19 protein-coding genes and 2 tRNA genes are annotated in these 24,736 nt (G+C 54.8%); 6 read left to right on the forward strand and 15 right to left on the reverse strand.

Annotation, left to right across the window (positions count from 1 at the left end; translation table 11 throughout):
* Positions 1 to 15: 15 nt before the first annotated feature.
* The 3 genes from C5O24_RS00160 (at position 16) to C5O24_RS00170 (ending at position 2,957) form a co-directional block, all read left to right on the forward strand.
* Complete coding sequence (locus C5O24_RS00160; protein ID WP_107036165.1) at positions 16 to 678, forward strand: carbohydrate-binding family 9-like protein; 663 nt, start codon at positions 16 to 18, stop codon at positions 676 to 678.
* Positions 679 to 803: 125 nt separating this feature from the next.
* Positions 804 to 876 (forward strand) — tRNA-Glu (locus C5O24_RS00165).
* Between the two features lie 86 nt (positions 877 to 962).
* Complete coding sequence (locus tag C5O24_RS00170; protein WP_107036166.1) at positions 963 to 2,957, forward strand: ABC-F family ATP-binding cassette domain-containing protein; 1,995 nt, start codon at positions 963 to 965, stop codon at positions 2,955 to 2,957.
* Positions 2,958 to 2,971: 14 nt separating this feature from the next.
* On the opposite strand, the gene C5O24_RS00175 is transcribed toward C5O24_RS00170, so the two are convergent.
* From C5O24_RS00175 to C5O24_RS00190, 4 genes are all read right to left on the reverse strand, one after another.
* Positions 2,972 to 4,363 carry an NfeD family protein gene (locus C5O24_RS00175; RefSeq protein ID WP_107681309.1) on the reverse strand — a complete coding sequence of 464 codons (1,392 nt, stop codon included), beginning with the start codon at positions 4,361 to 4,363 and terminating at the stop codon, positions 2,972 to 2,974.
* Positions 4,360 to 5,388 (reverse strand): lysylphosphatidylglycerol synthase transmembrane domain-containing protein, encoded by a 1,029-nt coding sequence (locus C5O24_RS00180; RefSeq protein WP_107681310.1) that lies wholly within the window; start codon positions 5,386 to 5,388, stop codon positions 4,360 to 4,362. The genes C5O24_RS00175 and C5O24_RS00180 overlap by 4 nt, the downstream gene beginning before the upstream one ends.
* A gap of 11 nt (positions 5,389 to 5,399) precedes the next feature.
* Positions 5,400 to 8,219, reverse strand: a complete 2,820-nt coding sequence (gene uvrA / locus C5O24_RS00185) for an excinuclease ABC subunit UvrA (RefSeq protein WP_107681311.1) — start codon at positions 8,217 to 8,219, stop codon at positions 5,400 to 5,402.
* Positions 8,220 to 8,406: 187 nt separating this feature from the next.
* Positions 8,407 to 8,480, reverse strand: a tRNA-Pro gene (locus C5O24_RS00190).
* A gap of 147 nt (positions 8,481 to 8,627) precedes the next feature.
* Between C5O24_RS00190 and C5O24_RS00195 the strand changes: the two genes are divergently transcribed.
* From C5O24_RS00195 to C5O24_RS00205, 3 genes are all read left to right on the forward strand, one after another.
* The gene (locus C5O24_RS00195) at positions 8,628 to 10,067 is read left to right on the forward strand and encodes a sensor histidine kinase (RefSeq protein WP_107036170.1); all 1,440 of its coding nucleotides are present in this window, start codon (positions 8,628 to 8,630) and stop codon (positions 10,065 to 10,067) included.
* A gap of 114 nt (positions 10,068 to 10,181) precedes the next feature.
* The gene (locus C5O24_RS00200) at positions 10,182 to 12,473 is read left to right on the forward strand and encodes an inorganic phosphate transporter (protein WP_107036171.1); all 2,292 of its coding nucleotides are present in this window, start codon (positions 10,182 to 10,184) and stop codon (positions 12,471 to 12,473) included.
* A gap of 298 nt (positions 12,474 to 12,771) precedes the next feature.
* Positions 12,772 to 14,187, forward strand: coding sequence for an ATP-binding cassette domain-containing protein (locus C5O24_RS00205; RefSeq protein WP_107681312.1), 1,416 nt, complete (start codon positions 12,772 to 12,774; stop codon positions 14,185 to 14,187).
* Positions 14,188 to 14,303: 116 nt separating this feature from the next.
* Here the strand turns inward: C5O24_RS00205 and C5O24_RS00210 are convergent, their stop codons facing one another.
* From C5O24_RS00210 to atpE, 11 genes are read right to left on the reverse strand one after another with little or no spacing between them, the layout of a single operon-like run.
* Entirely contained in the window at positions 14,304 to 15,755 is a 1,452-nt protein-coding gene (locus C5O24_RS00210) for an NADH-quinone oxidoreductase subunit N (RefSeq protein WP_107681313.1), read from the reverse strand.
* 17 nt (positions 15,756 to 15,772) lie between these two features.
* Positions 15,773 to 17,278 (reverse strand): complex I subunit 4 family protein, encoded by a 1,506-nt coding sequence (locus C5O24_RS00215; protein ID WP_107036174.1) that lies wholly within the window; start codon positions 17,276 to 17,278, stop codon positions 15,773 to 15,775.
* A gap of 38 nt (positions 17,279 to 17,316) precedes the next feature.
* A complete protein-coding gene (gene nuoL, locus C5O24_RS00220) occupies positions 17,317 to 19,347 on the reverse strand; it encodes an NADH-quinone oxidoreductase subunit L (RefSeq protein WP_107681314.1) in 2,031 nt (676 codons plus the stop codon).
* A gap of 13 nt (positions 19,348 to 19,360) precedes the next feature.
* Positions 19,361 to 19,672: an NADH-quinone oxidoreductase subunit NuoK gene (gene nuoK / locus C5O24_RS00225; RefSeq protein ID WP_107036176.1), complete on the reverse strand. Its 312-nt coding sequence runs from the start codon at positions 19,670 to 19,672 to the stop codon at positions 19,361 to 19,363.
* A 6-nt stretch (positions 19,673 to 19,678) separates the two neighbouring features.
* Positions 19,679 to 20,194 carry an NADH-quinone oxidoreductase subunit J family protein gene (locus tag C5O24_RS00230; protein WP_107036177.1) on the reverse strand — a complete coding sequence of 172 codons (516 nt, stop codon included), beginning with the start codon at positions 20,192 to 20,194 and terminating at the stop codon, positions 19,679 to 19,681.
* Positions 20,195 to 20,203: 9 nt separating this feature from the next.
* Positions 20,204 to 20,851, reverse strand: a complete 648-nt coding sequence (locus C5O24_RS00235) for a 4Fe-4S binding protein (protein WP_107036178.1) — start codon at positions 20,849 to 20,851, stop codon at positions 20,204 to 20,206.
* A gap of 60 nt (positions 20,852 to 20,911) precedes the next feature.
* A complete protein-coding gene (atpG, locus tag C5O24_RS00240) occupies positions 20,912 to 21,796 on the reverse strand; it encodes an ATP synthase F1 subunit gamma (RefSeq protein ID WP_107036179.1) in 885 nt (294 codons plus the stop codon).
* 25 nt (positions 21,797 to 21,821) lie between these two features.
* Entirely contained in the window at positions 21,822 to 23,393 is a 1,572-nt protein-coding gene (gene atpA, locus C5O24_RS00245) for a F0F1 ATP synthase subunit alpha (protein WP_107036180.1), read from the reverse strand.
* Between the two features lie 12 nt (positions 23,394 to 23,405).
* Positions 23,406 to 23,954 carry an ATP synthase F1 subunit delta gene (atpH, locus tag C5O24_RS00250; RefSeq protein ID WP_107681315.1) on the reverse strand — a complete coding sequence of 183 codons (549 nt, stop codon included), beginning with the start codon at positions 23,952 to 23,954 and terminating at the stop codon, positions 23,406 to 23,408.
* Positions 23,955 to 23,962: 8 nt separating this feature from the next.
* Entirely contained in the window at positions 23,963 to 24,460 is a 498-nt protein-coding gene (atpF, locus tag C5O24_RS00255; protein WP_107681316.1) for a F0F1 ATP synthase subunit B, read from the reverse strand.
* A gap of 16 nt (positions 24,461 to 24,476) precedes the next feature.
* Complete coding sequence (gene atpE, locus C5O24_RS00260; protein WP_107036183.1) at positions 24,477 to 24,722, reverse strand: ATP synthase F0 subunit C; 246 nt, start codon at positions 24,720 to 24,722, stop codon at positions 24,477 to 24,479.
* Positions 24,723 to 24,736 lie beyond the last annotated feature (14 nt).

Here is a 24,736-nt window from a genome sequence, read left to right on the forward strand (position 1 = left end):
AATACCAGACCATATATGCAGAACCAACGACAACATCTCGACATTCCCTATCTGCCGGAACTCGACTCCATGACTCTCGATCAGGCAGTGAAATATCTCGACGAGAAAGGCGAGCACCAGACCATCGACCATCTCAACTGGAAAGAACAGTATCCCTACCGACCGCTGACAGCCTTCACCATCGCACACTCCGACACACAGATCTACATCGACTTCTTCACACGGTGCAACTATCTGCGCGCGGTCAACTACAAGAACAACTCCGACGTATATCAGGATTCGTGCGTAGAGTTCTTCGTGGCTCCCCACGGAGAAGCCCCCTACTACAACTTTGAGTTTAACTGCATCGGCACTATCCACGCAGCCCGCCGCATGGATCGCCATTCTGGCGAGAAACTCACCGACGAGCAACTTGACAGCGTAAGACGTCTGGCAAGCTGCGGCACACGCCCCTTCGAGGAACTGCAGGGAATCTTCTCATGGAATCTTCTCGCCGCTATACCGCTGTCGCTTATCGGAGTCAGCTACGAGCCGGGCAACCCTGTCGATATGCGCGCCAACTTCTACAAGTGCGCCGACGCCACCTCCGAACCCCACTATCTGAGCTGGGCGCCTATCACCACCCCACAGCCCGATTTTCACCGGCCGGAATTCTTCGGCGATATAACCCTACTATAAAGGAGATTACAAATCCCCATCGCAAGACAACGCATTTTTTTCAAAAAAAACGTCCGAAAAATTTGCACAATTCAAAAAGGGGTTGTAATTTTGCAGTGTCAATCGAGAGAGACTGACAACAAAATGGTGATTTAGTGTAGTGGCCTAGCACGCCACCCTCTCACGGTGGAGACCCGGGTTCGATTCCCGGATTCACTACTCACCCCTTCAGAAGCCGGCCTTCTTCACGAAGACCGGCTTCATTTATTTCACACCCTACCCAACCATCGCCACCGATCCAAGACATGATTTCCATACAGAACCTCAGCGTAGAATTCAGCGCAAAGACGCTGCTCGACAACATAAGCTATGTCATAAACCGCCGCGACCGTATAGCCCTTGTCGGCAAAAACGGAGCCGGCAAATCAACCATGCTTAAAATCATAGCCGGACTGCAACGCCCTACATCGGGCACCGTTGCGGTAGCTCAGGATGTCACCATCGGTTATCTTCCGCAGCAGATGGAGATTTCCGACTCTCTGACCGTTGTAGAAGAGGTCAGGAAAGCCTTCGCCGCCATTGACGATCTGCACCGGAAGCTCGACGATCTCAACCAACAGCTCGCATCGCGCACGGACTACGAGTCAGCCGAATACCACCGTCTGATCGATGACATGACCTCGCTCTCCGAACGCATAGCCATGGAGGAGAGCGAAAACATGGAAGCCGAGATGGAAAAGACACTGACCGGACTCGGATTTGACCGGAGCGACTTCTGCCGCCCCACTTCGGAATTCAGCGGCGGATGGCGTATGCGTATCGAACTGGCGAAACTGCTGCTGCGCCGCCCCGACGTGCTGCTGCTCGACGAGCCGACCAACCACCTTGATATAGAATCGATACAGTGGCTTGAACAGTTTATGGTCACCAAGGCCAAGGCTGTGGTGCTTGTCAGCCACGACCGCGCGTTTATCGACAATGTCACCAACCGCACCATTGAGATATCGCTCGGACACATCTACGACTATGCTGTCAGCTACTCGCACTTCGTAGAGCTTCGCCGCGAGCGCATGGAGCAGCAGATGCGCGCTTATCAGAACCAACAGAAACAGATACAGGACACCGAAGAATTCATCGAACGCTTCCGCTACAAGGCCACAAAGAGCGTGCAGGTGCAGAGTCGCATCAAGCAACTGGCCAAAATAGAGCGCATCGAGGTGGACGAAGTCGACACATCGCGTCTCAATCTGAAATTTCCACCCGCTCCGCGATCGGGCGACTACCCGGTGACAGCCGACAATGTCGGCAAATCCTACGGAAACCATAAAGTGTTTTCCGGAGCAAGCTTCACACTGAAACGCGGCGACAAAGTGGCATTCGTAGGCAAGAACGGCGAAGGCAAGTCCACCCTCGTGAAATGCATTATGGGTGAGATCCCTTTTGACGGATCGCTGAAGATCGGCCACAACGTCAAGATAGGATATTTCGCGCAGAACCAGGCGCAGCTGCTCGACGGCGAACTGACCGTGTTTGACACTATCGACCGTGTGGCCACCGGCGACATTCGCACAAAGATACGCGACATACTCGGTGCGTTCATGTTTGGCGGAGAAGCATCCGACAAAAAGGTCAAGGTGTTGAGCGGTGGCGAAAAGACACGCCTGGCCATGATACGCCTCCTGCTCGAACCGGTCAATCTGCTTATACTCGACGAGCCTACCAACCACCTCGACATGCAGACCAAGGATGTGCTCAAACAGGCCATTCAGCAGTTTGACGGCACAGTGATAGTGGTTTCGCACGACCGTGAATTTCTCGACGGCCTCGTCGAGAAGGTCTACGAGTTTGGCGGCGGAAAGGTAAGGGAATGCCTCGGCGGCATATACGAATTCCTTGAAAAGAAAAAAATCAGCCGTCTGCAGGAACTTGAGCTGTCGAAATCACCATCGGCCTCATCGGTCGCTGCCGCTGCTGAAAAGCACCGGCAATCGCAAAAGCCCACACAGCCGGCTACCGCTCCCGACAGCTCCGCCGACAAGCAGACCGCTCCACAGCGCAAAAGCTATCAGGAAATGAAAGAGATGGAAAAGCTCGCACGCAAGGCCAGAAAGAAGATATCGGAGGCCGAGGCGGCTGTGGCCGACGTCGAACAGCGTATAGCCGACATCGAGTCGCGCTTCGCCGCAGGCGAAAGCACCGAAGAGCTCATCCGTCAGCACGCCTCTCTGAAAAAAGAGCAGGAAAATGCCATGAGCCTGTGGGAGCTTGCCGTGATGGAGGGTGAACAGTTCGGTGTGTGACCGCCGCTGAGCCGTCACTCATCGACAATACACACCCGCGCATGCTCCACATATAGCTGCGCGTTCTCGTAGCGCACTATCCTGACGGCAGTGCCACTGTCGATAAATCCGTCATCGGAAACCGCATCGAGCCTCTCGCCATCAACCATCACCTTGCCAGAAGGTCGCATATCGGTCAGAGCCACAGCGTCCATCCCCACATATCGTGACGGACGCATATCAACCCCAATATATCCATCGGCCACAAGCTGCTCCTTGACAAGCATATTGCGTCCGCCCATCAGCCGGGTGCCGTAGCGCGACGTCAGCAGCCATATCGCACCGATGGCAAGCGCCACACCGGCCATCATGGTTCCCAGCGAATACCACATCGCAATCGAGCTGACACCGCCAAGACTGAAGCTGAAATTCTCGAAAAGCCCGAAAAACAGCGAGGCCGACATCATCACACCTCCGGCTATGCCGGCGATACCGAAACCGGGTATAACGAAAAGCTCAAGCAACATCAGCAGCAGGCCTACGACAAACACCACGACAATCCAGCTCGAAACCACTCCCGATATATAGAGCGGCAGGAAATACAACACCGCCGCGCCGAGAGCGGCCATCGACGGAAATCCCATGCCGGGAGTCTGGAGTTCGAAATATATGCCGCCGACAATGATCATGATAAGGATCGCCTGCACTCCGGGACTGCCGAAAAACCCAGTCAGCCTATCGACCCATGTAGGCTGATAGCGCTGTATCTCGAACGACTCCACCCCTATATGAGCAAGAGCCTCAGCCACATTGTCGGCCTTACCGTCGGCATATCCCCACCTGACCGCCTCGTCGGGAGTGAATGTGAGCACTCTCGTATCGTCGATCAGACCGTCGACCTCCACCCTCGGATCCACCATCGCCTCAGCGATCACCGGATCGCGGCGCCAACGCCATCGGCCGTCTGCGTCGAGCACCTTGCCATGACTCTCGGCCGTAGCCCGCATTATGCCGCGCATATATGACTGATATTTGTCGGGCATAGCCTGTCCGTCGGTGCCGTTAACCACCGTAGCCGCACCCATCGTGGCGTCAGGACGCATGATGACCGTATCGCAGGCAAGCGCTATCAGCGCTCCCGCCGAAGCCGCATTGTTGTCGACAAACGCCATTGTAGGAATGCCGCAGTGGAGAAGCGCCGTGCGTATGGAGTCGGCTGCTCCCACTTCGCCACCGTAAGTATTGAGATGCACAAGCACCAGATCGGCGCCACGTTCGCGGGCCGCCTGCAGTCCGGCTCTCGTGAATTGCCACGTCGTGGCGCCTATCTCTTCATCGAGATCAATCCGATAGACCTTCACGGCGGCCTCGCACGTGGCCGCAAGGGCAAGCATAAGAGCTGCCAGCATAGGGATAAAACCCTTCATTGCAAATTTCGCTTACGCGACCACGCCGGTATGACCACAGCACCGGCCGCAAGGTAAATATAATATGTCAATATACGCCACATCACTGCCACGACAAGCGTCATTGATCGATCACCGACAAGATCGCCGTAGTATGTGGTGAAAAGCCATTCGCTGATGCCGCTGCCGCCCGGCGTAGGGCTGACCGTCAGCAGCAGCCACACAATAGCCTGACGGCCGAGGACAAGCATCTGGGGAGCCTCGGGCACAAACGCAGCAAACAGAGCGTTGACCACGAGGAAGCGTGAGATCCAGCTCAACGCTGTGGCTACGGCCGCCTTCGTCCACCATCGCCATCCCATGCCGCGTAACCGGCGGCTTGCCTCCGACAGATCGGCCGCCACGCCATCCATCTTTTTCTGCCAACGGCGAAGCCAACGGCAGGAAAACAGACGCCTGATGACCGCGCTCATTGCCGCCGGCTTCAGAATTATTGCCACAAACAGCAACGCAGTCCATACCACAGTCACTCCCCATACCGCCCAGAAAGCGGCACGTATCCCCTGATCCACCGCCGCTCCACTGCCGTCACTAAACCCAAAAAGAGCATCAGACCCCAGCAAAACAAAAACGAGCGGACCGGCCAAAGCCATAAAACCCTCGTCGAGCAACAAAGTGACCAGCATCACCGAGCCGGCCCGACCTCCGCTGATACCCTCACGGTGCATGAACCACACGCTCATGGCGCTTCCACCGGCTGTGGTGGGTGTGATGGCCGACGTAAACTCACACATCATGGTGACTCTCAACGCCGCCATAGCCGACAGACGGCCGTCGGTCAGCACCCTGAATCGCCACGCAAGACCAAATTCACGTCCGGCCACGGCAAGAAGTGCCAGAGACAGCGCCCAGACCGTCCGCCCGCTCCATGGCACCCGAGCGAGATCCGACAGGCTGAATTCGCGGCCGAACAGCCATACTACCACCGCTATGCCTATGGCAAGCGGCAACAATATCTTCAGTGTCAGATTACGGCCTGTCTGCATGGGATTAATACTTACGGTTGCAGTTTAGCTTTCAGGTAACGCCCTGTATATGAAGCCTCGCATGCAGCCACCTCTTCGGGCGTGCCGCTGACCACCACCCTGCCGCCGGCATCACCCCCCTCCGGACCTATGTCGATCAAATGATCGGCGGTCTTGATGACATCCATATTGTGCTCAATGATGATCACCGTATGCCCGGCCTTTATAAGGCGCGAGAACGAATCCATCAGCGTATTTATATCGTGGAAATGCAGTCCGGTGGTAGGCTCGTCGAATATGAATACCGTTGGGCGCGGTTTCTCCATCGAAAGATAATATGCCAGCTTGACACGCTGGTTTTCGCCACCCGACAGAGTCGACGAACTCTGCCCCAGACGTATGTATCCGAGCCCCACATCGGCCAGCGGCCTCAGGCGCTTAACAATCTTCTTTTCGGTCAGCCCGTCAGCGCCACCGAAGAACTCTATAGCCTCGTCGACCGTCATTTCAAGCACATCGTAGATCGACTTGCCGCGATAGGTGATATCAAGCACATCGCGCTTGAAACGTTTGCCATGACACTCCTCACACTCCACTGTAATGTCAGCCATAAACTGCATCTCGATAGTGATCGTGCCCTCGCCCTTGCACTCCTCGCAGCGTCCGCCCTCGGCATTGAACGAGAAATATCCCGGACCGAAGCCCATCTGCTTCGCCCCCTGCTGGTCGGCAAACAGACGGCGTATCTCATCGTAGGCCTTGAGATAAGTAGCCGGATTGCTGCGTGTCGACCGTCCTATCGGATTCTGGTCGACAAATTCCACGGCCTCCACCCTGTGCAGATCGCCTCCGAGCGAATCGAATGCTCCAGGAGCATCCACAGCTATATCGAAACGCCGTGCAAGCGCTCGATAAAGCACATCGCGCACCAGAGTCGACTTGCCGCTTCCGCTCACTCCGGTCACTACAGTGACGACTCCGAGCGGAAATTTCACATCGATATTCTTCAGATTGTGTTCTCTGGCGCCCTTTACCTCTATAAAATCGCGCCACGGGCGTCGGTGCGCCGGCACCGGTATCGACATCCGGCCGTTGAGATAGGCGGCCGTATAACTGCCCTCGACATCGGGCAAAGACGCCGGCGAGCCCTCGTTCACGATGCGTCCGCCATTGCGTCCGGCTTCCGGCCCGACGTCGATCAGATGGTCGGCCTCGCGTATTATCTCTTCGTCGTGCTCCACTATCACTACGGTATTGCCAATGTCGCGCAAACGCTTGAGCACGCTGATAAGCCGGTCGGTGTCGCGCGAGTGAAGTCCGATACTCGGCTCGTCAAGTATATACAACGACCCGACAAGACTGCTGCCAAGCTGCGTGGCCAGATTGATGCGCTGGCTCTCGCCGCCCGACAGGGTCGCCGACAGACGGTCGAGTGTGAGATATCCCAGACCGACGTCCGACAGAAACCGCAGTCTGACAGTGATCTCCGTCAGCAGCCTGCGGGCTATCTCACGGTCAGCCGCAGGCAGATCTATATTCTCGAAAAAGGAGTGAAGCGCATCGACCGGCATCTTCACCATTTCGGTGATTGTCTTGCCGGCGACACTGACATAGGACGCATCGGAGCGCAACCGGGACCCGTGACATTCCGGACACTCCGTCTTGCCACGATAGCGGGCCTGAAGCACACGATACTGTATCTTGTAGAGATTTTCCTCCACCATGCGGAAGAAACCGTCGATCCCCTCAAATCCTCCTGCACCGCCATGCCACAGCCATGAGCGTTCCTGCTCGGTCAGCTGACAATAAGGCTTATGAACCGGGAATGATGCAGCACCGGAGGCTGCGATGGCCATCTGTTTCCACTGGCCCATCTTCTCGCCCTTCCAGCATGCCACGGCGTCGTCATAGACCGACAGGTTACGGTCGGGCACCACCAGATCCTCACTTATGCCTATCACACGGCCGAAGCCCTCGCAACGCGGACATGCGCCGTAGGGATTGTTGAAATTAAACATCAGGTCGTTCGGCTCGACAAACTGCCTGCGGCTCGATTCGAAACGTTTTGAAAACTCCAGCCGTCGCGGCACGTCAGCATCATACAACGTCAGCACCAGACTGCCATGCCCCTCGAAAAATGCGGTTTCAGCCGAGTCGGCCAGACGGCTCTTCTCGTCGCTGTCGTCACTGACCGACAGACGGTCGACAAGCAATTCAAACCCTTCGGCCGAAACAGGAATCGTTTCAGGCGAGGCTAGCATTTCGGCAATATCAAGAAACTCGCCGTCATGCAATAGCCGCGAATATCCGCCCTTCAGAAGCACCTCAAGCTGTGTGGCCATAGACCTTCCTTCGGGCAATGTGATCGGCGAACTGACTGTCATACGTGTGCCCGCAGGACAACTCCATGCCACGTTCACAACATCGTCTACCGTATGTTTCTTCACCGTTTCGCCGGTCACCGGATCACGGGTCACGCCGATGCGTCCGAACAACAGACGCAGATATTCGTATATCTCCGTCGAAGTGCCGACGGTGCTGCGCGGATTGCGGGTGCTCACTTTCTGCTCTATGGCTATGGCCGGAGGCAGACCTTTGATGAAATCGGCTTCAGGCTTCTGCATCCGTCCGAGAAACTGACGGGCATAGGCCGACAGTGACTCCACATAGCGGCGCTGCCCCTCGGCATACAACGTATCGAAAGCCAGCGACGATTTGCCCGATCCCGAAAGGCCGGTTATCACCGTCATGCGGTTGCGGGGGATCTCCACGTCAATATTTTTCAAATTGTTGACGCGCACACCCCGGGCTATTATATTCTGTTTTTGTTCGTCTGATGTCTGCTTGTGCATAGTATGCAAAATTACAAATTTCCCTCCAACATTCGACTATATCCCCGCCCCGGTTTAACAATATTAACGGCCATGAATCTATGCTTTGGTGCGTTATCGCCATATCCTGAACGGACCGGATCAGGAGTGACCTGTATAAAATAAAATAAGCTCGGAAGACTTTACGCTTCCAAGCTTATCTCTTATGTCGGGGTGAGAAGACTCGAACTTCCGACCTCCACGTCCCGAACGTGGCGCGCTAACCAACTGTGCTACACCCCGGACATCAGTGCTTCCTTTACGTTAGCGGCTGCAAAGTTACAAACTCTTTTTCTCACAAGCAACAATTTTCATAAAAATTTCTTCACAAAAAAATATTCATCGCATCACAACGTTTTATTTTCAACAGAAATCCATGATATAACCGCTATGAAAAGGGTTATAAAAATATCCTATCACCGGCGTCTGTTTATCGGGCTGGTGGCCTACTCACTGCTTATGGCGGTTTGTTTCGCTGTGTTTCAATACCATCGTGAACGGCAGTTCAAGGTGCAGGAACTTGACTCGCGTCTTCAGGATCTGAATGCCATGATACTGGAAAAACTTGCCTACGGTGTACCGGTTGATTCACTGCACACACCGCTGCTTCGTTCCATTCCGGAACTACGGCTGAGTGTGATAGACCATTCAGGTGACGTCATATACGACAACACTGTCGACACACTCCCAGGCACGCCACACCTCGACCGAGAGGAAATTGCCGAGGCGCTGCGCACCGGCAAGGGCTATTCGCTCCGACGCCACAGCGACAGCACGGGACAGACCTACTTCTATTCGGCCACTGCCGACGGACTGTATGTCGTGCGCACTGCCGTGCCTTACGACGTGACCCTCCACCAGCTCCTATCGGCCGACTACGGTTTCATGTGGACACTGCTCGTCATCATGGTTTCGATGTGTATGCTGGGATACCTGGCCACAAGAAGAGTCGGCGAACACGTAAGCCGGCTCAACCGGTTTGCCGAGCAAGCCGAACGCGGAGAACGGATCCACGATACCGGACCGCTGCCTCACGATGAGCTTGGCGAAATTTCCGGCCACATTGTCAGACTCTACTCCAGAATGCAGCAGGCCGTGGCTCAGCGCGACCGCGAGCATCAGACCGTCATACGCCAGCAGCAGGAGAAGGACGAGATGAAACGACGCCTCACCAATAACATAAATCATGAACTGAAAACACCGGTGGCATCCATGCAGCTGTGTCTTGACACCCTTTTGGCACACCCCGACATGGAATCATCGAAACGCACTGAAATACTGACCCGATGCGAAAAAGCCAACCAGAGGCTCGGCCGCCTGCTTGACGATGTGGCGGCCATAACCAGGCTCGACGACGGCAGCACGCAGATAGCGGTTGAAGAGATCAACATCGCACACATCATAGCGGAAACCATAGAGCGGCACATCATGCAGGCAGAGGCCAAGAACATCAGTATTGTCAACATGGTAACGTTCAGCGATCCGATTCCAGGCAACCGCTCGCTTATGGAATCCGTGATCGGCAACCTGCTCTCAAACGCCATAGAGTATTCCGGCGGATCCACCATTGAAATCAGTCAGTTTGTCGGCGGCAGATACATTGAAATCAACGTGGCCGACAACGGCTGCGGAATAGATCCGCAACATCTGCCGCACATTTTTGAGCGTTTCTACCGCATCGACAAGGGTCGCTCGCGGAGAGCCGGAGGCACCGGCCTGGGACTTGCCATAGTCAAAAACGCCACAGCATGGCACGGCGGCTCTGTAAGTGCCACCCTGCGCTCCGAAGGCGGAATGCTGTTCACTGTCACCCTTCCACTCATTCGCTGATATTTACCCGCGTTTTGACGGCTTTTTGCACATTAAAAGCAAATTTAAGCAATGTGCAACATTTATGAAACATTCTGTGTTTTACTTTGCAGAAGAACTAAATAAACGTACTACATGGAATTACTTTTTCTATGCGTCGTGGTATTCCTGTTTCTGCTGGCAGTGTTTGATCTGTCGGTAGGTGTCAGCAACGACGCGGTCAACTTTCTCAACTCTGCGATGGGGTCGAAGGCTGCCCCATTCAAACGCATCATCATCGTAGCCTCTATCGGAGTTTTTCTCGGAGCAGCCATGAGCAACGGCATGATGGACATAGCACGTCACGGCATCTTCAGGCCTGAACACTTCTCGTTCTACGATCTTATGTGTATTTTTATGGCCGTGATAGTGACCGACGTCATATTGCTTGATATATTCAATTCGCTCGGAATGCCTACATCCACTACCGTGTCGATGGTATTCGAGCTGCTGGGAGCCACATTCGTCGTGTCGCTCATCAAGATGGCCACAGATACTCCCGATCTGGGCTTCAACGATCTGCTCAACACCGAAAAAGCACTATCCGTCATACTCGGCATATTCCTATCCGTAGCGATAGCGTTTTTCTTCGGCACTATAGTGCAGTTCATAGCCCGTCTGGTATTCTCCTTCAACTACCGCAGCCATCTTAAATGGAAAATCGGCATATTCGGCGGAATATGCGCCACTGCCATAGTCTATTTCCTGCTAATCAAGGGCACCAAGGATCTCGCATTCATGACGCCCGAACTCAAAGTCTGGATAAACGGCCACACGATGGTCATAATACTTTGCTGTCTGGCCGGATTCACACTCCTCATGCAATTGCTCCACGCGCTGCGTGTCAATGTGTTGAAAGTAATCGTCATGATGGGCACTTTCGCTCTCGCCATGGCATTTGCAGGCAACGACCTCGTCAACTTTATCGGAGTGCCGCTGTCGGGTCTTTCAGCCTTCACCGACTATGCCGCCAATGGCAATGGCGATCCACACACATATCTCATGGGGGCACTCAACGGCCCGTCGGACACATCCGTGTGGTTTCTGATCGGAGCCGGAGTGATCATGGTCGTATCTCTGGCCACATCGCGAAAGGCACGAAAAGTCTCTCAGACCGAAATCGGACTGGGATCACAGGAGGCAGGCGATGAGATGTTCGGATCGTCGCGCATCGGACGCCGGTTTGTGCGCTGGGCCATACATCTGGTCAACTGGGCGAGAAACGCCACTCCGCCTTCGGTACGCCGCTGGATCAACCGACGCTTCAACATTGACGAAACCATAATGGATCAAGGCGCGGCATTCGACCTTGTCAGAGGATCGGTCAATCTCGTTCTCGCCGGGGCGCTCATCGCACTGGGCACATCGATGAAACTCCCGCTGTCCACCACATTCGTCACCTTCATGGTGGCCATGGGATCGTCGCTTGCCGACCGCGCATGGGGTCGCGAGAGCGCGGTGTTCCGCATCACAGGAGTCATTTCCGTCATCGGCGGATGGTTTATCACCGCCGGAGCAGCGTTCCTCGGCGCCGGAATACTCGTGCTGGCAATGCATCTGGGAGGCATCACGGTGATGATTATTCTCGCCCTGCTGACGGTAGCCATAATCATCCGCAGCAATCTGCGTTTCAAACGCGCGCAAAAAGAATCGGCCGAGGGTGGCGACACACTGTTCCGCACCATCATATCCACCTCCGACCAGACACAGATATGGCCTATGCTTCTGATGTATATCACCGGCAATCAGGAACAGTTCATCGCCTATGCAAGGGACACATACACAGGCATCACTCATGCATTTGTCAACGACGACGTCAAGCCCCTTTACAAAGCCGAACGAACCCTCGCCGACGGCAAAAAGAAACTCAAGAACGCACGACGCAAAGAAACTCTCTGTCTGCGCAAGCTATCGCAGTCGATGGCGCTTGAAAAGAGCGCATGGTTCTACACCAGCAACAACTGCTGCATGTCGATACTCTACAATCTCCACCGCATCAACGAGGTGTGCAAAGAACATGTTGAAAACAACTTTCTGCCGCTGCCCGTGCAGTATGCCGCCGACTTCGCAGTAATACGGACGCGCATCGAAACACTCTTCAACGACACACTGGCGCTGACACAAAGCGGCGATATCGACACCGTGGCAACCCTGCGACGCCACTGCGACGAGATCAAGGACACGCTATCGGCCACATACCATCGCCTGCAGGGACGCATACACCGCGATGACCCGAAGACAATGGCGGTGCTCTACGTCTACCTCAACCTCCTGCAGGAGAGTCAGGAAATGATATCGGGCATTAGAAAATACCTGCGTGCGTTCGCCAAACTGATCGACAGCAACTACTCCACGCGAAGCCAGATCAGGGAACAGCGTCAGGAGTGAAACCACACTCACGTACACACGCACACGACAGACTGAAGAACGATGTGCCGCCGGCCACGACCCCATGAGGTCACGCCGGCGGCATATCGCCTTTTCTCATCTATGCTCAGTCTCTTTTTTGCCGATATCAGCTATCGGCACCGGATACATATTGTCTAAAGTTTTGTGCTGAGATTTCCCGTAATCAAAGAATCACTCAACGTTTTTATCCGCTCCATAGGATGCCCGTTGGCTCTCCAATAGCTATAAATGCCGGACAGACTTGGATGTATGAGATTTTTTTCGCAGCTTTGCGCACATGAACCCGATAATCACCCTCGAAAGCCCGCGCCTGCAATGGATAGGAGTATCGCTATCCAATCCTACGACTACTGCCATCCCCTTTGGGACTACAGTAGTGATCGGCCGCAACGGCGCCGGCAAATCTACGCTCGGACGCATAATAGAGCGGGGGCGAAACCTCGCCACCAACCGCGTGCGCACTTCCGCCACCGATATGAAAGTAACACGACTGGAATTTAACGACATACATTCGCTGTCGGAGGGCAAGGTCACTTACATGCAACAGCGCTTCGAATCATCGATGAACGATGAAGTGCCGACGGTCAGCGATCTGCTGCCTCGCCTCGACAGCACCGGGATGGCAACCATGCCTTTTGACATGACCGCTATGTCAGACAAACGCATCAACTACCTGTCGAGTGGCGAAACGCGTAAATTGCTCATCTGCCGTGCACTTTGCGGACAACTGCCCGACCTGCTGATACTCGACAATCCCTATATCGGGCTCGACACCCATTCGAAGGCCGAGCTTGACGGTGCGCTCCGGCATCTCGCCTCACAAGGAGTGTCGGTGATGCTGCTTGTATGCGATCCGGCCGACATACCCGACTATGCCACAGCTATGCTTCCTCTTGAGAATATGACTGTCGGCGCCCTCGTGACAGGAACGGCGTCTGAACTCCGACGCGCGGCCTCACACCTGTTTGAACCGACGGCGGAGGCATACGCCCCGCAACGGATCATACCGCCGACGGTCAATGCTAATGTTCCGGTCGTAGAGATGCACGCCTGCACAGTCAGATATGGATCACGCACACTGCTGGAATCAGTCGACTGGCGGATCATGCCCGGCGAACGCTGGGTTCTTTCAGGACCGAACGGTTCGGGCAAATCGACACTTCTGAGTCTTATCTGTGCCGACGGTCCGCAAGCCTACTCCAACGACATCAGCATTTTCGGCCGCCGGCGCGGCACCGGCGAGAGTATCTGGGAAGTGAAGCGCCGCATCGGGTACATCTCCCCGGAGATGCAGCTTTATTTCGGCGGAGGAAGCGCTACGGTGCGCGATGTCGTGGCACGCGGCCTCAACGACACCGTAGGCTGCTATACACGTCTTTCAGACGAACAGATCGAGACCGCCGGCCAATGGATCGACGCTCTCGGCATGACACATCTGTCCGACCGCACATTTTCTACGTTATCCACAGGCCAACAGCGGCTCGCGCTGCTCGCCCGCACATTTATCAAAGAGGCACCGCTTATGCTGCTCGACGAGCCGTTTCACGGTCTTGACGCAACGCAGAAAAACACCGTGCGACGCATCATTGACACTATAGCCGCACGAAGCGGAGCCGCCATTGTATTCGTCACCCACTTCCCGGAAGAAGTGCCCGAGGGCTTCACCCGATCGCTCCGGCTGCCCTCACGCTGAAGCGGGGCCGTCAGCGATACATCGCTTGCTCCACTACAATACACTGCTCCCCGGATAGCGGTCGCTATCCGGGGAGCAGACATATAATAGGGGTTGAAACGTCAGTCAGGGACGCATCAGAAACTCATGATCGTACCTTCAAGGAGAGTATTGTAGACGAAGCTGACAATACCGAGGAACACGATGCCCGCCACACATACCCACAGAGCGAAACGCTCGCTGCAGGCACTGCGGAAGGGAGCTATCACGCAATCGTCCTGCGAGATGAACATCGCCTTTACCACCAGCAGATAGTAGTAGAGCGAAATGATGGTGTTGATAAGCGCTATCAGCACCAGAACGTAGATAGCTACCGTTCCCTGGGCTATCGCACCGGTGAAGATGAAGAACTTCGAGAAGAAGCCTGCGAACGGAGGGATACCGGCCAGAGAGAACATGGCCAGCATCATTGTGAAGGCCAGACGCGGATTGGTGCGGTAAAGACCCCTGTAGTCGTCCATCCATACCTTGCCCGAAGCATTCTCTATAGCTCCGATCACACCGAAAGCAGCGAGATTGGAGAAGATGTACACCAGCACGTAGAACATCAGAGCCGCCAGTCCCATGGGATTGAAGGCGATAATGCCGAGCATGATATATCCGGCCTGCGATATTGACGAGAAAGCGAGGAAACGCTTCATGTTTTTCTGCCGCATCGCAAACAGGTTGCCCACAGTGATGGTGAGAATGATCAGAGCATAGAGCATCCATTCCCACGCCTGGGGATATACTGTGCCGAACGCCTGCCACAGCACTGCGAGGAAAGCGAACGCAGCGGCGCCCTTGGAGATCACCGACAGATATGAGGTGACCGGAGTGGGAGCGCCCTGATATACGTCGGCAGTCCAGAGGTGGAACGGCACAAGCGAAAGCTTGAAACCGATACCGGCGATCACGAAAGCCAGAGCGCAAACGAGCAGAGCGCTATGCGACTCCGACCATACAGCGATAGCGATATCGGAGAAGTAGAGCGAGCCCGAGAGAGCGTAGACGTAGGATATGCCCATCATGAAGATGGCCGAGGAGAACACGGCTGTCAGTATATACTTGACGGCCGCCTCACGCGATTCGTAGCGGTGCTTGTCGAAAGCCACCATTGCGGCCAGAGGCAGCGAAGCTGTTTCCAGACCGATCACGAACATCAGGAAGTGACGGGCCGAAATCATGAAATACATGCCGAGCAGAGTCACCAGCAGCAGCTCGTAGAACTCGCCGCGACGGATTCTCACCATATCCTGGTCGGCCCAGCGGAGAGCCTGTATCATGACTATGAGCACACCCACATTGAGGATGTTCTTGATATTGATCACAGGCCATGTAGCCTCATACATGCCGGAGAAGGCCACTCCTTCACCTGCGACACCGGGGACAAAGCCGAGCACCGTGAAAGCGGCGAAGAATATGCAGCTGATTACGCCGATCGAACCCTGCTCGCGGCGCGGCAGGAAGGTGTCGGCGAGGAAGACGATCAGAAATACGGCGAGAAGGCCGATTTCCTGCTTCATTATGAGAAACTGTGAATAGTCCATTTTCTATCTATGCAAAATTACTGGCCGATTACGGCGAAGATCGACGGGCTGAATGTAAACTTGATAAGGTCAGCGAAGAAGTTGGGGAAACAGCCTATGGCCGCTACGCTGATAATGAGTGTGACTGTCGACACACGCTCCCACCATGTGGCGTCGGTGAGCTGCAGATGATGCTCGTCCTGCACGGGGCCGAAGAGCAGCTTGCCTACCACGCGGAGGATATACACGGCGGTTATCACGATCGAGCAGCAAGCTACGATGGTGAACACACGGTGGAACATATCGGCGTGCTCGAACGAACCCACGAAGATGGTCATCTCGGCCACGAAACCGCTAAGACCCGGCAGACCGAGCGAAGCGAAACCGGCTATGACGTAGCACACTGCCAGGAACGGCATTATCTTCATCAGTCCGCCCATCAGGCGTATGTCACGGGTATGTGTGCGTCCGTATATCATACCTATCAGAGCGAAGAAGAGCGCTGTCATCAGACCGTGGGAGAGCATCTGCATGATGGCACCGGTCATTGCGGTGGTGTTGAGCATCAGGATAGCGAACAGCACCAGTCCGCAGTGGCTCACCGACGAATAGGCGTTGATATATTTAAGGTCGGTCTGCACGCAAGCCGAGAAGGCTCCGTAGACAACCGAAATGCCGGTCAGCACCAGGAATATCCATGCCAGATCGTTGGCAGCCTGAGGCATCAGGTAGATCGCCACACGGAAGCATCCGTAGCCGCCGAGTTTCATCAGCACGCCCGCATGGAGCATCGACACAGCCGTCGGAGCCGAAGCATGACCGTCGGGACTCCATGTATGGAAGGGGAACATGGCGCCAAGCACGCCGAATCCCACAAACGTCATCGGGAAGAGGAAATACTGCCAGCCTTCGGAGATGCTCTCGTTGGCGCGGATCTCAAGCAGATTCCACGTAAGAGGCATGCCCTCGGGAGCCGAGTGATAGAAGATGCCGATAAGGCCGAGCATCAGGAACGCCGAACCGCCCATAAGCATCAGGGTAAGCTTCATGGCCGAATAGTTCTTGTTGCCGCTGCCCCACACACCGATGAGAAGATACATCGGGATCAGAGCCACCTCATAAAACATGAACATCGTGAATAGATCGATCGAGATGAAGAATCCGAACACACCTGTCGACAGAAGTATCAGCCACAGGAAGAAGTCCTTGGTGTTGGGTTCCACCTTCCATGAGGCGAAGCTGCCGGTCAGAAGGATTATCGACGAAAGGATGAGCATGGCTATCGAAATGCCGTCGACACCAACAGCAAGATGGATGTTGAGCGGTTCAAACCAACTCCATGAGTCGCAATAAAGCATCGGGGCGTCGGCGCCTGCCGCACGAAGTCCCAGATAGTCTACCAAAAGCCATATCGAAAGGGCTGTGAGCGCAAGTGATCCGGTTACGGCCACGGCGCGTATCTGCCCTATGCTCCGGCAGATGGCGAGTCCGGCCAGCATCACCAGCGGAATCACCACGAAATAGATCAGAGGATTGGAAAACATAATTACTTTTTCTTTTTCTTATTGCACCGTGATTGATATTACATGAGGCAGAAAGCCGTTACGGCTGCCAGCAAAAGCACACCTATAAGGTAGATCCACACATACATCTGTATCTTGCCGCTCTGAAGGCCGCGGATGGCGTAGGAAGCCTTGTTGGTGACAATTGCCAGACCGTCCATTGCACCGTCGATGATATGGCGGTCAAACCATGCGATCGGACGCGATATGCAGCCGAATATTATCTTGTGGGTTATAAACTGATACAGTTCGTCCCAGTAGAAACGGTGGTGACACCAGTCCCACAGACGGGGCATCATGTCGGCCATGCGGTCGGGCAGAGGATTCTCCTTGCGATACATCACTGTCGCGATCACGATAGCGACGATGGCTACTGCGAGCGATACGAGAGCCACGCTCCAGTCAAGGTGAGCGAGATTGGTGAGGAAATTGGCATGCTCAAACATCGGCACACCGTTCCATGTAACAAGATTGCCCATCGGAACGAAACCGGCCAGACATGACACCACGGCCAGAATCACCAGCGGAAGAGTCATCGTCCAGGGCTGGTCGGAAGGCTTGTGATGGCCTTCGTGCACCCTATGTTCCTTCCACCAGAAGATCAGGTAGTAGATGCGGAACATATAGAACGCCGTCAGACCGGCCACGGCCGACATCCATATATACCAGAATATCGAATGACCGAAGCAAGCCACAAGGATCTCATCCTTGGAGAAGAAACCAGCGAACGGAATGATACCCGCAATGGCAAGGCAACCGATAAGGAAGCAGACATTGGTTATGGGCATATACTTGCGCAGACCGTGCATGTCGGTATAGTCGTTGGAGCCGACAGCATGAATGATCGCACCGGCGCAGAGGAAGAGCAGAGCCTTGAACATGGCGTGTGTGAACAGATGGAACATGCCGGCCATGTAGCCGATGCCATCGTGGAACTCCGGACGCGAAACGCCCAGCGACACCATCATGAAGGCGATCTGCGAGATGGTAGAGAACGCAAGCACGCGCTTGATATCGATCTGAGCGCATGCCACCAAAGCCGCATAGAGAGCGGTCAGGGCACCTACCACCACCACGATGTCGAGCGATGCGGTTTCCATCAGATAGAGCGGGTAGAGGCGCGCTACGAGATACACACCGGCCACAACCATCGTTGCAGCATGGATAAGAGCCGAAACAGGAGTGGGGCCTTCCATAGCATCGGGCAGCCAGATATGGAGCGGCATCATCGCCGACTTACCCATGCCACCCATGAATATCAGCACGAGAGCCCATGTGAGCACCGAAGCACCCATAAACACGGGGGCTGCGCTCTGTGTGAAAATGCTCTTGACTCCCATCGCAGTCTGCTCGCTGATCTGATAAACGCCCTCCATTCCCCCGACAGGAGCCGAAGTGAGCTGCATGAAGTCGAAGGTGCCGGTGTAGTACGACAGCACCAGAATACCGATCAGGAAGCCGAGGTCGGCGAAACGGGTGACGATGAATGCCTTCTTCGAAGCCGACACCGCCGACGGTTTTTTATAGTAGAAGCCGATAAGCAGGTAAGACGAAGCGCCCACGAGCTCCCAGAAGATATACATCTGGAAGATATTGGTCGCAACCACAAGGCCGAGCATAGAGAAGCTGAAGAGCGACAGGAAAGCGTAGAAACGCTGGAAACCGTGCTCATACACTCCGTGATGGTCGCGCATGTAGCCCATGCTGTAGAGATGCACCATGAAAGAGATCGTGGGGATCACTATCAGCATAAGCGCCGAGATGGGATCGAGGAGGAATCCGAGTTTGATCACCAGGCTGGGAGTAAACTGCAGCCAGGTGCAGTTGAATATGACAGCCTGCAGACGTTCGCCGTTTTCGGCTATGAACTGCGGCGAGCCGCCAAAGAAATAAGTCAATGCCGTGATATAGCTCAACACCAGCACGGTGCCCATTCCTGCCGTGCCGAGCGTGCCGGCAAGCCAATGGGGCATTTTCATGCCGGTCAGTCCCAGCAGAAGGAACATGAAGAGCGGTATGGCCAGAATAAGTATAGGTATCGTAATGTCCATGACGCGGAATGGGTTAATGTTTCATTTTGTTGAGATCGTCGACATCGACGTTGCGCGCAGCGCGGAACACGTTGATGATTATGGCAATGGCAAGCGCTGTCTCGGCCGCCGCGATAGCGATGGCGAAGAGAGTGAAGAACATGCCCTCCATCTGTCCCGGGAAAAGATAGCGGTTGAACACCACGAAGTTGATATCGACAGCGTTGAGCATCAGCTCAAGCGATATCAGCATCGCTATCATGTTTTTGCGTGTGACGAAGCCATATACGCCGCAGCAGAACATCAGCAGCGACGGTATGAGATAATATATCATCGTAATTTCCATAACAGCTTATCTTTTGCGGGCGACTGTGACGCCACCGATTATACATGCCAGAAGCAGGACGCTGACAGCCTCGAACGGAAGCAGATATTCGCCCTTGCCGGTGCCCATGAGAGTTTCGCCGATACGGTGCATGGACGGATTGTCCATGATCGGCAGACGGGATGCCATTTCGGCGCAGCGGCTCAGAAGAGCCCATCCGGCCACTACCAGAGTGGCTATACCCGCTACAAGGCCAAGCACGCGCTTCTTCGACACCAGACGCGCTGTGTTGTCGCCCGGATGTGAAGTCAGCAGAATAGAGAACACGAACAACACCACTATGCCTCCGGCGTAGACTGCGATCTGCACGGCGCCCAGAAACTCATAGTCGAGCTTGAAGTAAAGAGCAGCCGTGGCGAAGAGTACGAACAGAAGATATGTGGCCGAACGCAAGATTTTGCGTGTGGTGACAGTCAGCACCGAGAATATGACGATCGCCAGAGCGATCACCCAGTACATGATTATACCTCCAAGTGATTCCATATCTAATAATTATTGTTTGTCAACAGGTTTTGCAGGCTCTTCGGTCACAGGCTTCTCACCCTGCGCCTTCTCGGCAGCCTCGATGCCCTCGGCTGCTGCTGCGGCTGCCTTTTTGGCAGCGGCAGCGGCCTTGGCGGCTGCTATCTTGGCCTCACGTTCGGCCTGGATACGTGCAAGTTCCTCAGGCGAAGGAGCCGGTTCCTCTTTCTCAGGAAGATAGTTGAGCTGCTTGACAAGCTTCTCTCTTGTAAACACAGCCTGCTCGAAATCATTGCAGAATTCGATTGCATCCTGCGGACACGAGCTGACACACAGCTGACAGAACGTGCAGCTGCCCAGATCATACATATACTTGTCGAGCTTACGCTTCTTCTTTCCGTCGGCCGTATCCACCATCTTTGTGCTAAGAGAGATGGTGCCGTTCGGACAGTTGCGTTCGCAAATGCCGCAAGCTATGCACTTGTGGCGTCCCTCGGCATCGTACTTAAGCTCCAGAATCGCGCGGAAGCGATCGGGAACGTGGACGGTGTCGCGGTTTTCAGGATATTTCTCCGTCAGCTTGGGGGTGACGAACTCCTTGCCGGTGACCGTCATGCCCTTCACAAGGCTGGCGATGCCGGCCCCCAGCGACGAAAAATAATCTTTTACACTACCCATAGTTTATTGTTGATATGTTTTACTTTTTTATTGCTTGGTGATAAATCGGTTGTATTTTCTCTATCTTACCTGACCGCCGAGTATGTCGAGCAGCTCGGTGGTGATGCTCTGCTGGCGAAGCTTGTTGTACTCAAGCTGCAACTGTTCGAGCAGCTTCTTGGCATTGTCGTTGGCGCTCTGCATGGCCATAACTCTGGCAGCCTGCTCCGAAGCACGGTTTTCGGTAAACACATCGTGCATCACCGACATGATGAACATCGGCAGCACACTCTCGAAAATCGTCTGTGCGTCAGGCTCGAATATGCAGGGGCGCACATCGGCCACGACACCGTTGTCCGAAAGAGTCGAGGCCACCACCGGAAGCAGCTGTTCGGCGCTCGTGCGCTGACGGCTGACGCTGTGAAAGCCCATATAAAGACAGTCGACACGATCGGTTTCTCCCTCGGCGAACTGACGGCAAAGGCTGTCGGCAAAGTCGCGCACTCCGTCGCCGGAGGTCTTCGAGTCCACGCCCTCCACCGTCGTCACCGTAATGCCGTCGGAGTGATGAAGCTTCTCACAGGCCTTCAGCATTTTTTTACCTATCGGATAAAGCTCTATCGCTGTATCGCGGCCAAAGGACTCGCGCAGATGTCCGATATGTTCGAGAAGCGCCTTGAAGATATTGTTGTTGTAAGCACCGCAAAGGCCGTCGTCGGATCCAAACACCACTATCGTGACTTTAGCCACCGGTCTCTCTTCGAGCAGCGGGGAGCTGAACTCGGCGTCGGCCGTAAGCAGTGTGCCGATGATGCTCTCCACCTGACGGCGGAAAGGCTGAAGCCTGCGGAGGCTCATCTCGGCTTTATGCATCTTGGCCGATGAGATCATCTTCATGGCGCCGGTGATCTTCTCCGACGAAGCCACCGAGCCGATGCGTGTCTTTAGTTCGCGTAGTGTTGCCATTTGCTTTTTCGATGCTTTCCGTAGTTCAATACGATGCAGCTACCTGAACGGCGGCGGCATTGAGTTTCTGTTCCATCTCTTCGGTCAGCTTGCCTTCGCGCAACTGATCCATGACATCAGCCTGATGAGCCGAATGGAGAAGCTGAAGCAGACTCTTTTCAAACTCGCTGACCTTATCCACCGGCACATTCTCCAGCAGACCGCGGGTGCCGCAGTAGATGATCGCCACCTCATCTTCAACGATCATAGGTTTATACTGGGGCTGTATCAGCAGGCGCTCGTTCTTGCGTCCCTTGTCGATGACACGTGCGGTCACGGGATCTATATCACCGCCAAACTTGGTGAACGATTCAAGCTCACGGAACTGTGCCTGGTCGATCTTCAGCGTGCCTGCCACTTTCTTCATCGACTTGATCTGCGCCGATCCGCCGACGCGGCTCACCGATATACCGACGTTGATGGCCGGGCGTATACCACGGTTGAACAACGCGGTTTCAAGGAATATCTGACCGTCGGTGATCGAGATCACATTGGTCGGAATATATGCCGACACGTCACCGGCCTGAGTTTCTATAATAGGAAGTGCGGTGAGCGATCCGCCACCCTTCACCAGCGGCTTGAGCGGTTCGGGCAGGTCGTTCATGTGCGATGCCACCTCCTGATTGTCGATAATCTTGGCCGCACGCTCCAACAGACGCGAATGCAGATAGAAGATATCGCCCGGATAGGCCTCACGACCCGAAGGACGCTTCAATATTAGCGAAATCTCACGATAGGCGACAGCCTGCTTCGACAGGTCATCGTAAACGATGAGAGCATCGCGGCCGGTGTCACGGAAAAACTCGCCGATAGCCACTCCGGCAAACGGAGCATAGTAGCGCATCGAAGCCGAGTCCGACGCCGTAGCCGCCACTACCACAGTGTAGTCAAGAGCACCATGCTGACGGAGAGTTTCGACAGTGGCGGCCACCGACGATGCCTTCTGGCCGATGGCAACATAGATGCAGTAAACCGGTTTGCCCGACTCAAATCCCTTGCGTTGGTTGATTATGGTGTCTATAGCGATAGCAGTCTTGCCGATCTGACGGTCACCGATGATCAGCTCACGCTGTCCACGGCCTATAGGCACCATCGAGTCTATGGCCTTGATACCGGTCTGCAGCGGCTGCTTCACCGGCTGGCGGTAGACCACTCCCGGTGCCTTGCGCTCAAGCGGCAGCCGTATAAGCTCGCCGTCGACAGGTCCTTTGCCGTCGATAGGCTCGCCGAGCACATTGATGACACGTCCCAGCAGACCTTCGCCCACGGGGATAGAGGCGATCTCGCCTGTACGCTTGACCGACATGCCTTCGGTCACCTTATTGACGTTGTCGAGAAGAATCACGCCTACATTGCTCTCCTCGAGGTTGAGTGCCACGCCCGTCACACCATTTTCGAACTCCACGAGTTCATTGGCGCAAACGTTGTCGAGTCCGTAGACGTGTGCCACGCCATCGCCGACATCGAGCACCGTGCCCGTTTCTTCAAACGACACCTTCGAGTTGACGTTTTCAAGCTGCTGCCTGAGCACTTCGGATATCTCGCTGGGATTTATCATCGGGATTGTTTGTTATTTGCTTGATAAGTTGAGTCTTAGTTGTTTGAACTCGTTGCTCAGTGAAGCATCGAGCCGCTCGTTGCCCACGGCCACCGTGAAGCCGCCGATAAGTTCAGGATTGACCGCTTCGGAAAACTCCACCACCGCGTTCTTGCCGAGATGACGCTCCACCAAGGCCTTCAGACGAGCCGACTCGGCCGGCTTGAGCGGATATGCGCTTGTGACCCTCACCTCATGGATGCCATTGGCCTTGCGGTAGATCCCGATATACGCCAGCGCTATATCGCGTGCCATATCGAGCCTGCGATTCTCGGCCAACAGCTTCAGGAAGTCGGCATAGACGGCATCAGTCTTTTCGGCAGAAGCCGCCGTCATGAGCAGTCCGGTCTTGTCGGCTACGCCCACATAAGGATTGGCCAAGGTCGGCTGAAGGCCTTCGTTGGCGGCAAACGAGGCCACCAGACTCTTCATCATCGTGTAGACACGTTCCTGCACGCCCTTCTCAAGGGCGAACCCATAAAGAGCCTTGGCATATCGCCGTGGTACGAGTCCTTCGTTCATCGGTCAGTTCAGTTTTGTTTTTCCATATCGTCCAGCAGACTGTCCACCAGACGGCTTTGAGCCTTTTCGTCGCCCATCTCGCCGCGCACCACCTTTGTGGCTATGTCGACAGCCAGAGCGCTCACCTCGTTGCGAAACTGCAGCTCGGCTTGCTTGCGCTCCTGCTGTATCGACAGCTGAGCCTGCTCCATCACTTTGCGAGCCTCCTGCTGAGCGGCCTCGCGGGCTTCGTCGATGATCTGAGTCTTCATACGATCAGCCTCGCGGAGTATCTCTGTCTGATGCTTACGCGCTTCGGCAATGTAACTGTCGGCCTGCTTACGCGCGTTGTCGAGCTGTTCCTTGGCGTTCTGAGCATACTCCACTCCCTTGTCGATGAGATCAGCGCGACCCTCCACACCTTTCATGATCGCCGGCCAACCCCACTTCCACAAAACGAAGAAAAGGATGGCAAAGGCCACGAACATCCAGAATATCAGACCAAAGTCAGGCTTAAACAGTTCCATCTGTGCCTATTGTTGATTAAAGGAACAGCGAGAGGATACAAACAATCACAGCAAAGAGAGCCACACCCTCGACAAGAGCCGCGATCACAATCATGTTGCTTCGGATGTCGCCTGCCGACTCCGGCTGGCGTGCGATAGCTTCCATGGCCGATGCACCGATTTTGCCGATGCCAAGACCTGCGCCGATAACGGCGATACCTGCTCCGACGCATGCTCCTATGCCGAGAATGCCTTCGATTGCTGCTAAAATCATTGCTAACATAATCTTACGTTTTT

Source organism: Paramuribaculum intestinale (assembly GCF_003024925.1).
In the GTDB taxonomy this organism is placed as follows: Bacteria; Bacteroidota; Bacteroidia; order Bacteroidales; family Muribaculaceae; genus Paramuribaculum; species Paramuribaculum intestinale.

What these genes read in the sequence shown, in the direction of transcription:
- C5O24_RS00160 (WP_107036165.1), top strand. Translation starts at nt 16, where the DNA reads ATGCAGAACCAACGACAACATCTCGACATTCCCTATCTGCCGGAACTC.
- C5O24_RS00170 (WP_107036166.1), top strand. Translation starts at nt 963, where the DNA reads ATGATTTCCATACAGAACCTCAGCGTAGAATTCAGCGCAAAGACGCTG.
- C5O24_RS00175 (WP_107681309.1), bottom strand. Translation starts at nt 4,363, where the DNA reads ATGAAGGGTTTTATCCCTATGCTGGCAGCTCTTATGCTTGCCCTTGCG.
- C5O24_RS00180 (WP_107681310.1), bottom strand. Translation starts at nt 5,388, where the DNA reads ATGCAGACAGGCCGTAATCTGACACTGAAGATATTGTTGCCGCTTGCC.
- uvrA (WP_107681311.1), bottom strand. Translation starts at nt 8,219, where the DNA reads ATGCACAAGCAGACATCAGACGAACAAAAACAGAATATAATAGCCCGG.
- C5O24_RS00195 (WP_107036170.1), top strand. Translation starts at nt 8,628, where the DNA reads ATGAAAAGGGTTATAAAAATATCCTATCACCGGCGTCTGTTTATCGGG.
- C5O24_RS00200 (WP_107036171.1), top strand. Translation starts at nt 10,182, where the DNA reads ATGGAATTACTTTTTCTATGCGTCGTGGTATTCCTGTTTCTGCTGGCA.
- C5O24_RS00205 (WP_107681312.1), top strand. Translation starts at nt 12,772, where the DNA reads ATGAACCCGATAATCACCCTCGAAAGCCCGCGCCTGCAATGGATAGGA.
- C5O24_RS00210 (WP_107681313.1), bottom strand. Translation starts at nt 15,755, where the DNA reads ATGGACTATTCACAGTTTCTCATAATGAAGCAGGAAATCGGCCTTCTC.
- C5O24_RS00215 (WP_107036174.1), bottom strand. Translation starts at nt 17,278, where the DNA reads ATGTTTTCCAATCCTCTGATCTATTTCGTGGTGATTCCGCTGGTGATG.
- nuoL (WP_107681314.1), bottom strand. Translation starts at nt 19,347, where the DNA reads ATGGACATTACGATACCTATACTTATTCTGGCCATACCGCTCTTCATG.
- nuoK (WP_107036176.1), bottom strand. Translation starts at nt 19,672, where the DNA reads ATGGAAATTACGATGATATATTATCTCATACCGTCGCTGCTGATGTTC.
- C5O24_RS00230 (WP_107036177.1), bottom strand. Translation starts at nt 20,194, where the DNA reads ATGGAATCACTTGGAGGTATAATCATGTACTGGGTGATCGCTCTGGCG.
- C5O24_RS00235 (WP_107036178.1), bottom strand. Translation starts at nt 20,851, where the DNA reads ATGGGTAGTGTAAAAGATTATTTTTCGTCGCTGGGGGCCGGCATCGCC.
- atpG (WP_107036179.1), bottom strand. Translation starts at nt 21,796, where the DNA reads ATGGCAACACTACGCGAACTAAAGACACGCATCGGCTCGGTGGCTTCG.
- atpA (WP_107036180.1), bottom strand. Translation starts at nt 23,393, where the DNA reads ATGATAAATCCCAGCGAGATATCCGAAGTGCTCAGGCAGCAGCTTGAA.
- atpH (WP_107681315.1), bottom strand. Translation starts at nt 23,954, where the DNA reads ATGAACGAAGGACTCGTACCACGGCGATATGCCAAGGCTCTTTATGGG.
- atpF (WP_107681316.1), bottom strand. Translation starts at nt 24,460, where the DNA reads ATGGAACTGTTTAAGCCTGACTTTGGTCTGATATTCTGGATGTTCGTG.
- atpE (WP_107036183.1), bottom strand. Translation starts at nt 24,722, where the DNA reads ATGTTAGCAATGATTTTAGCAGCAATCGAAGGCATTCTCGGCATAGGA.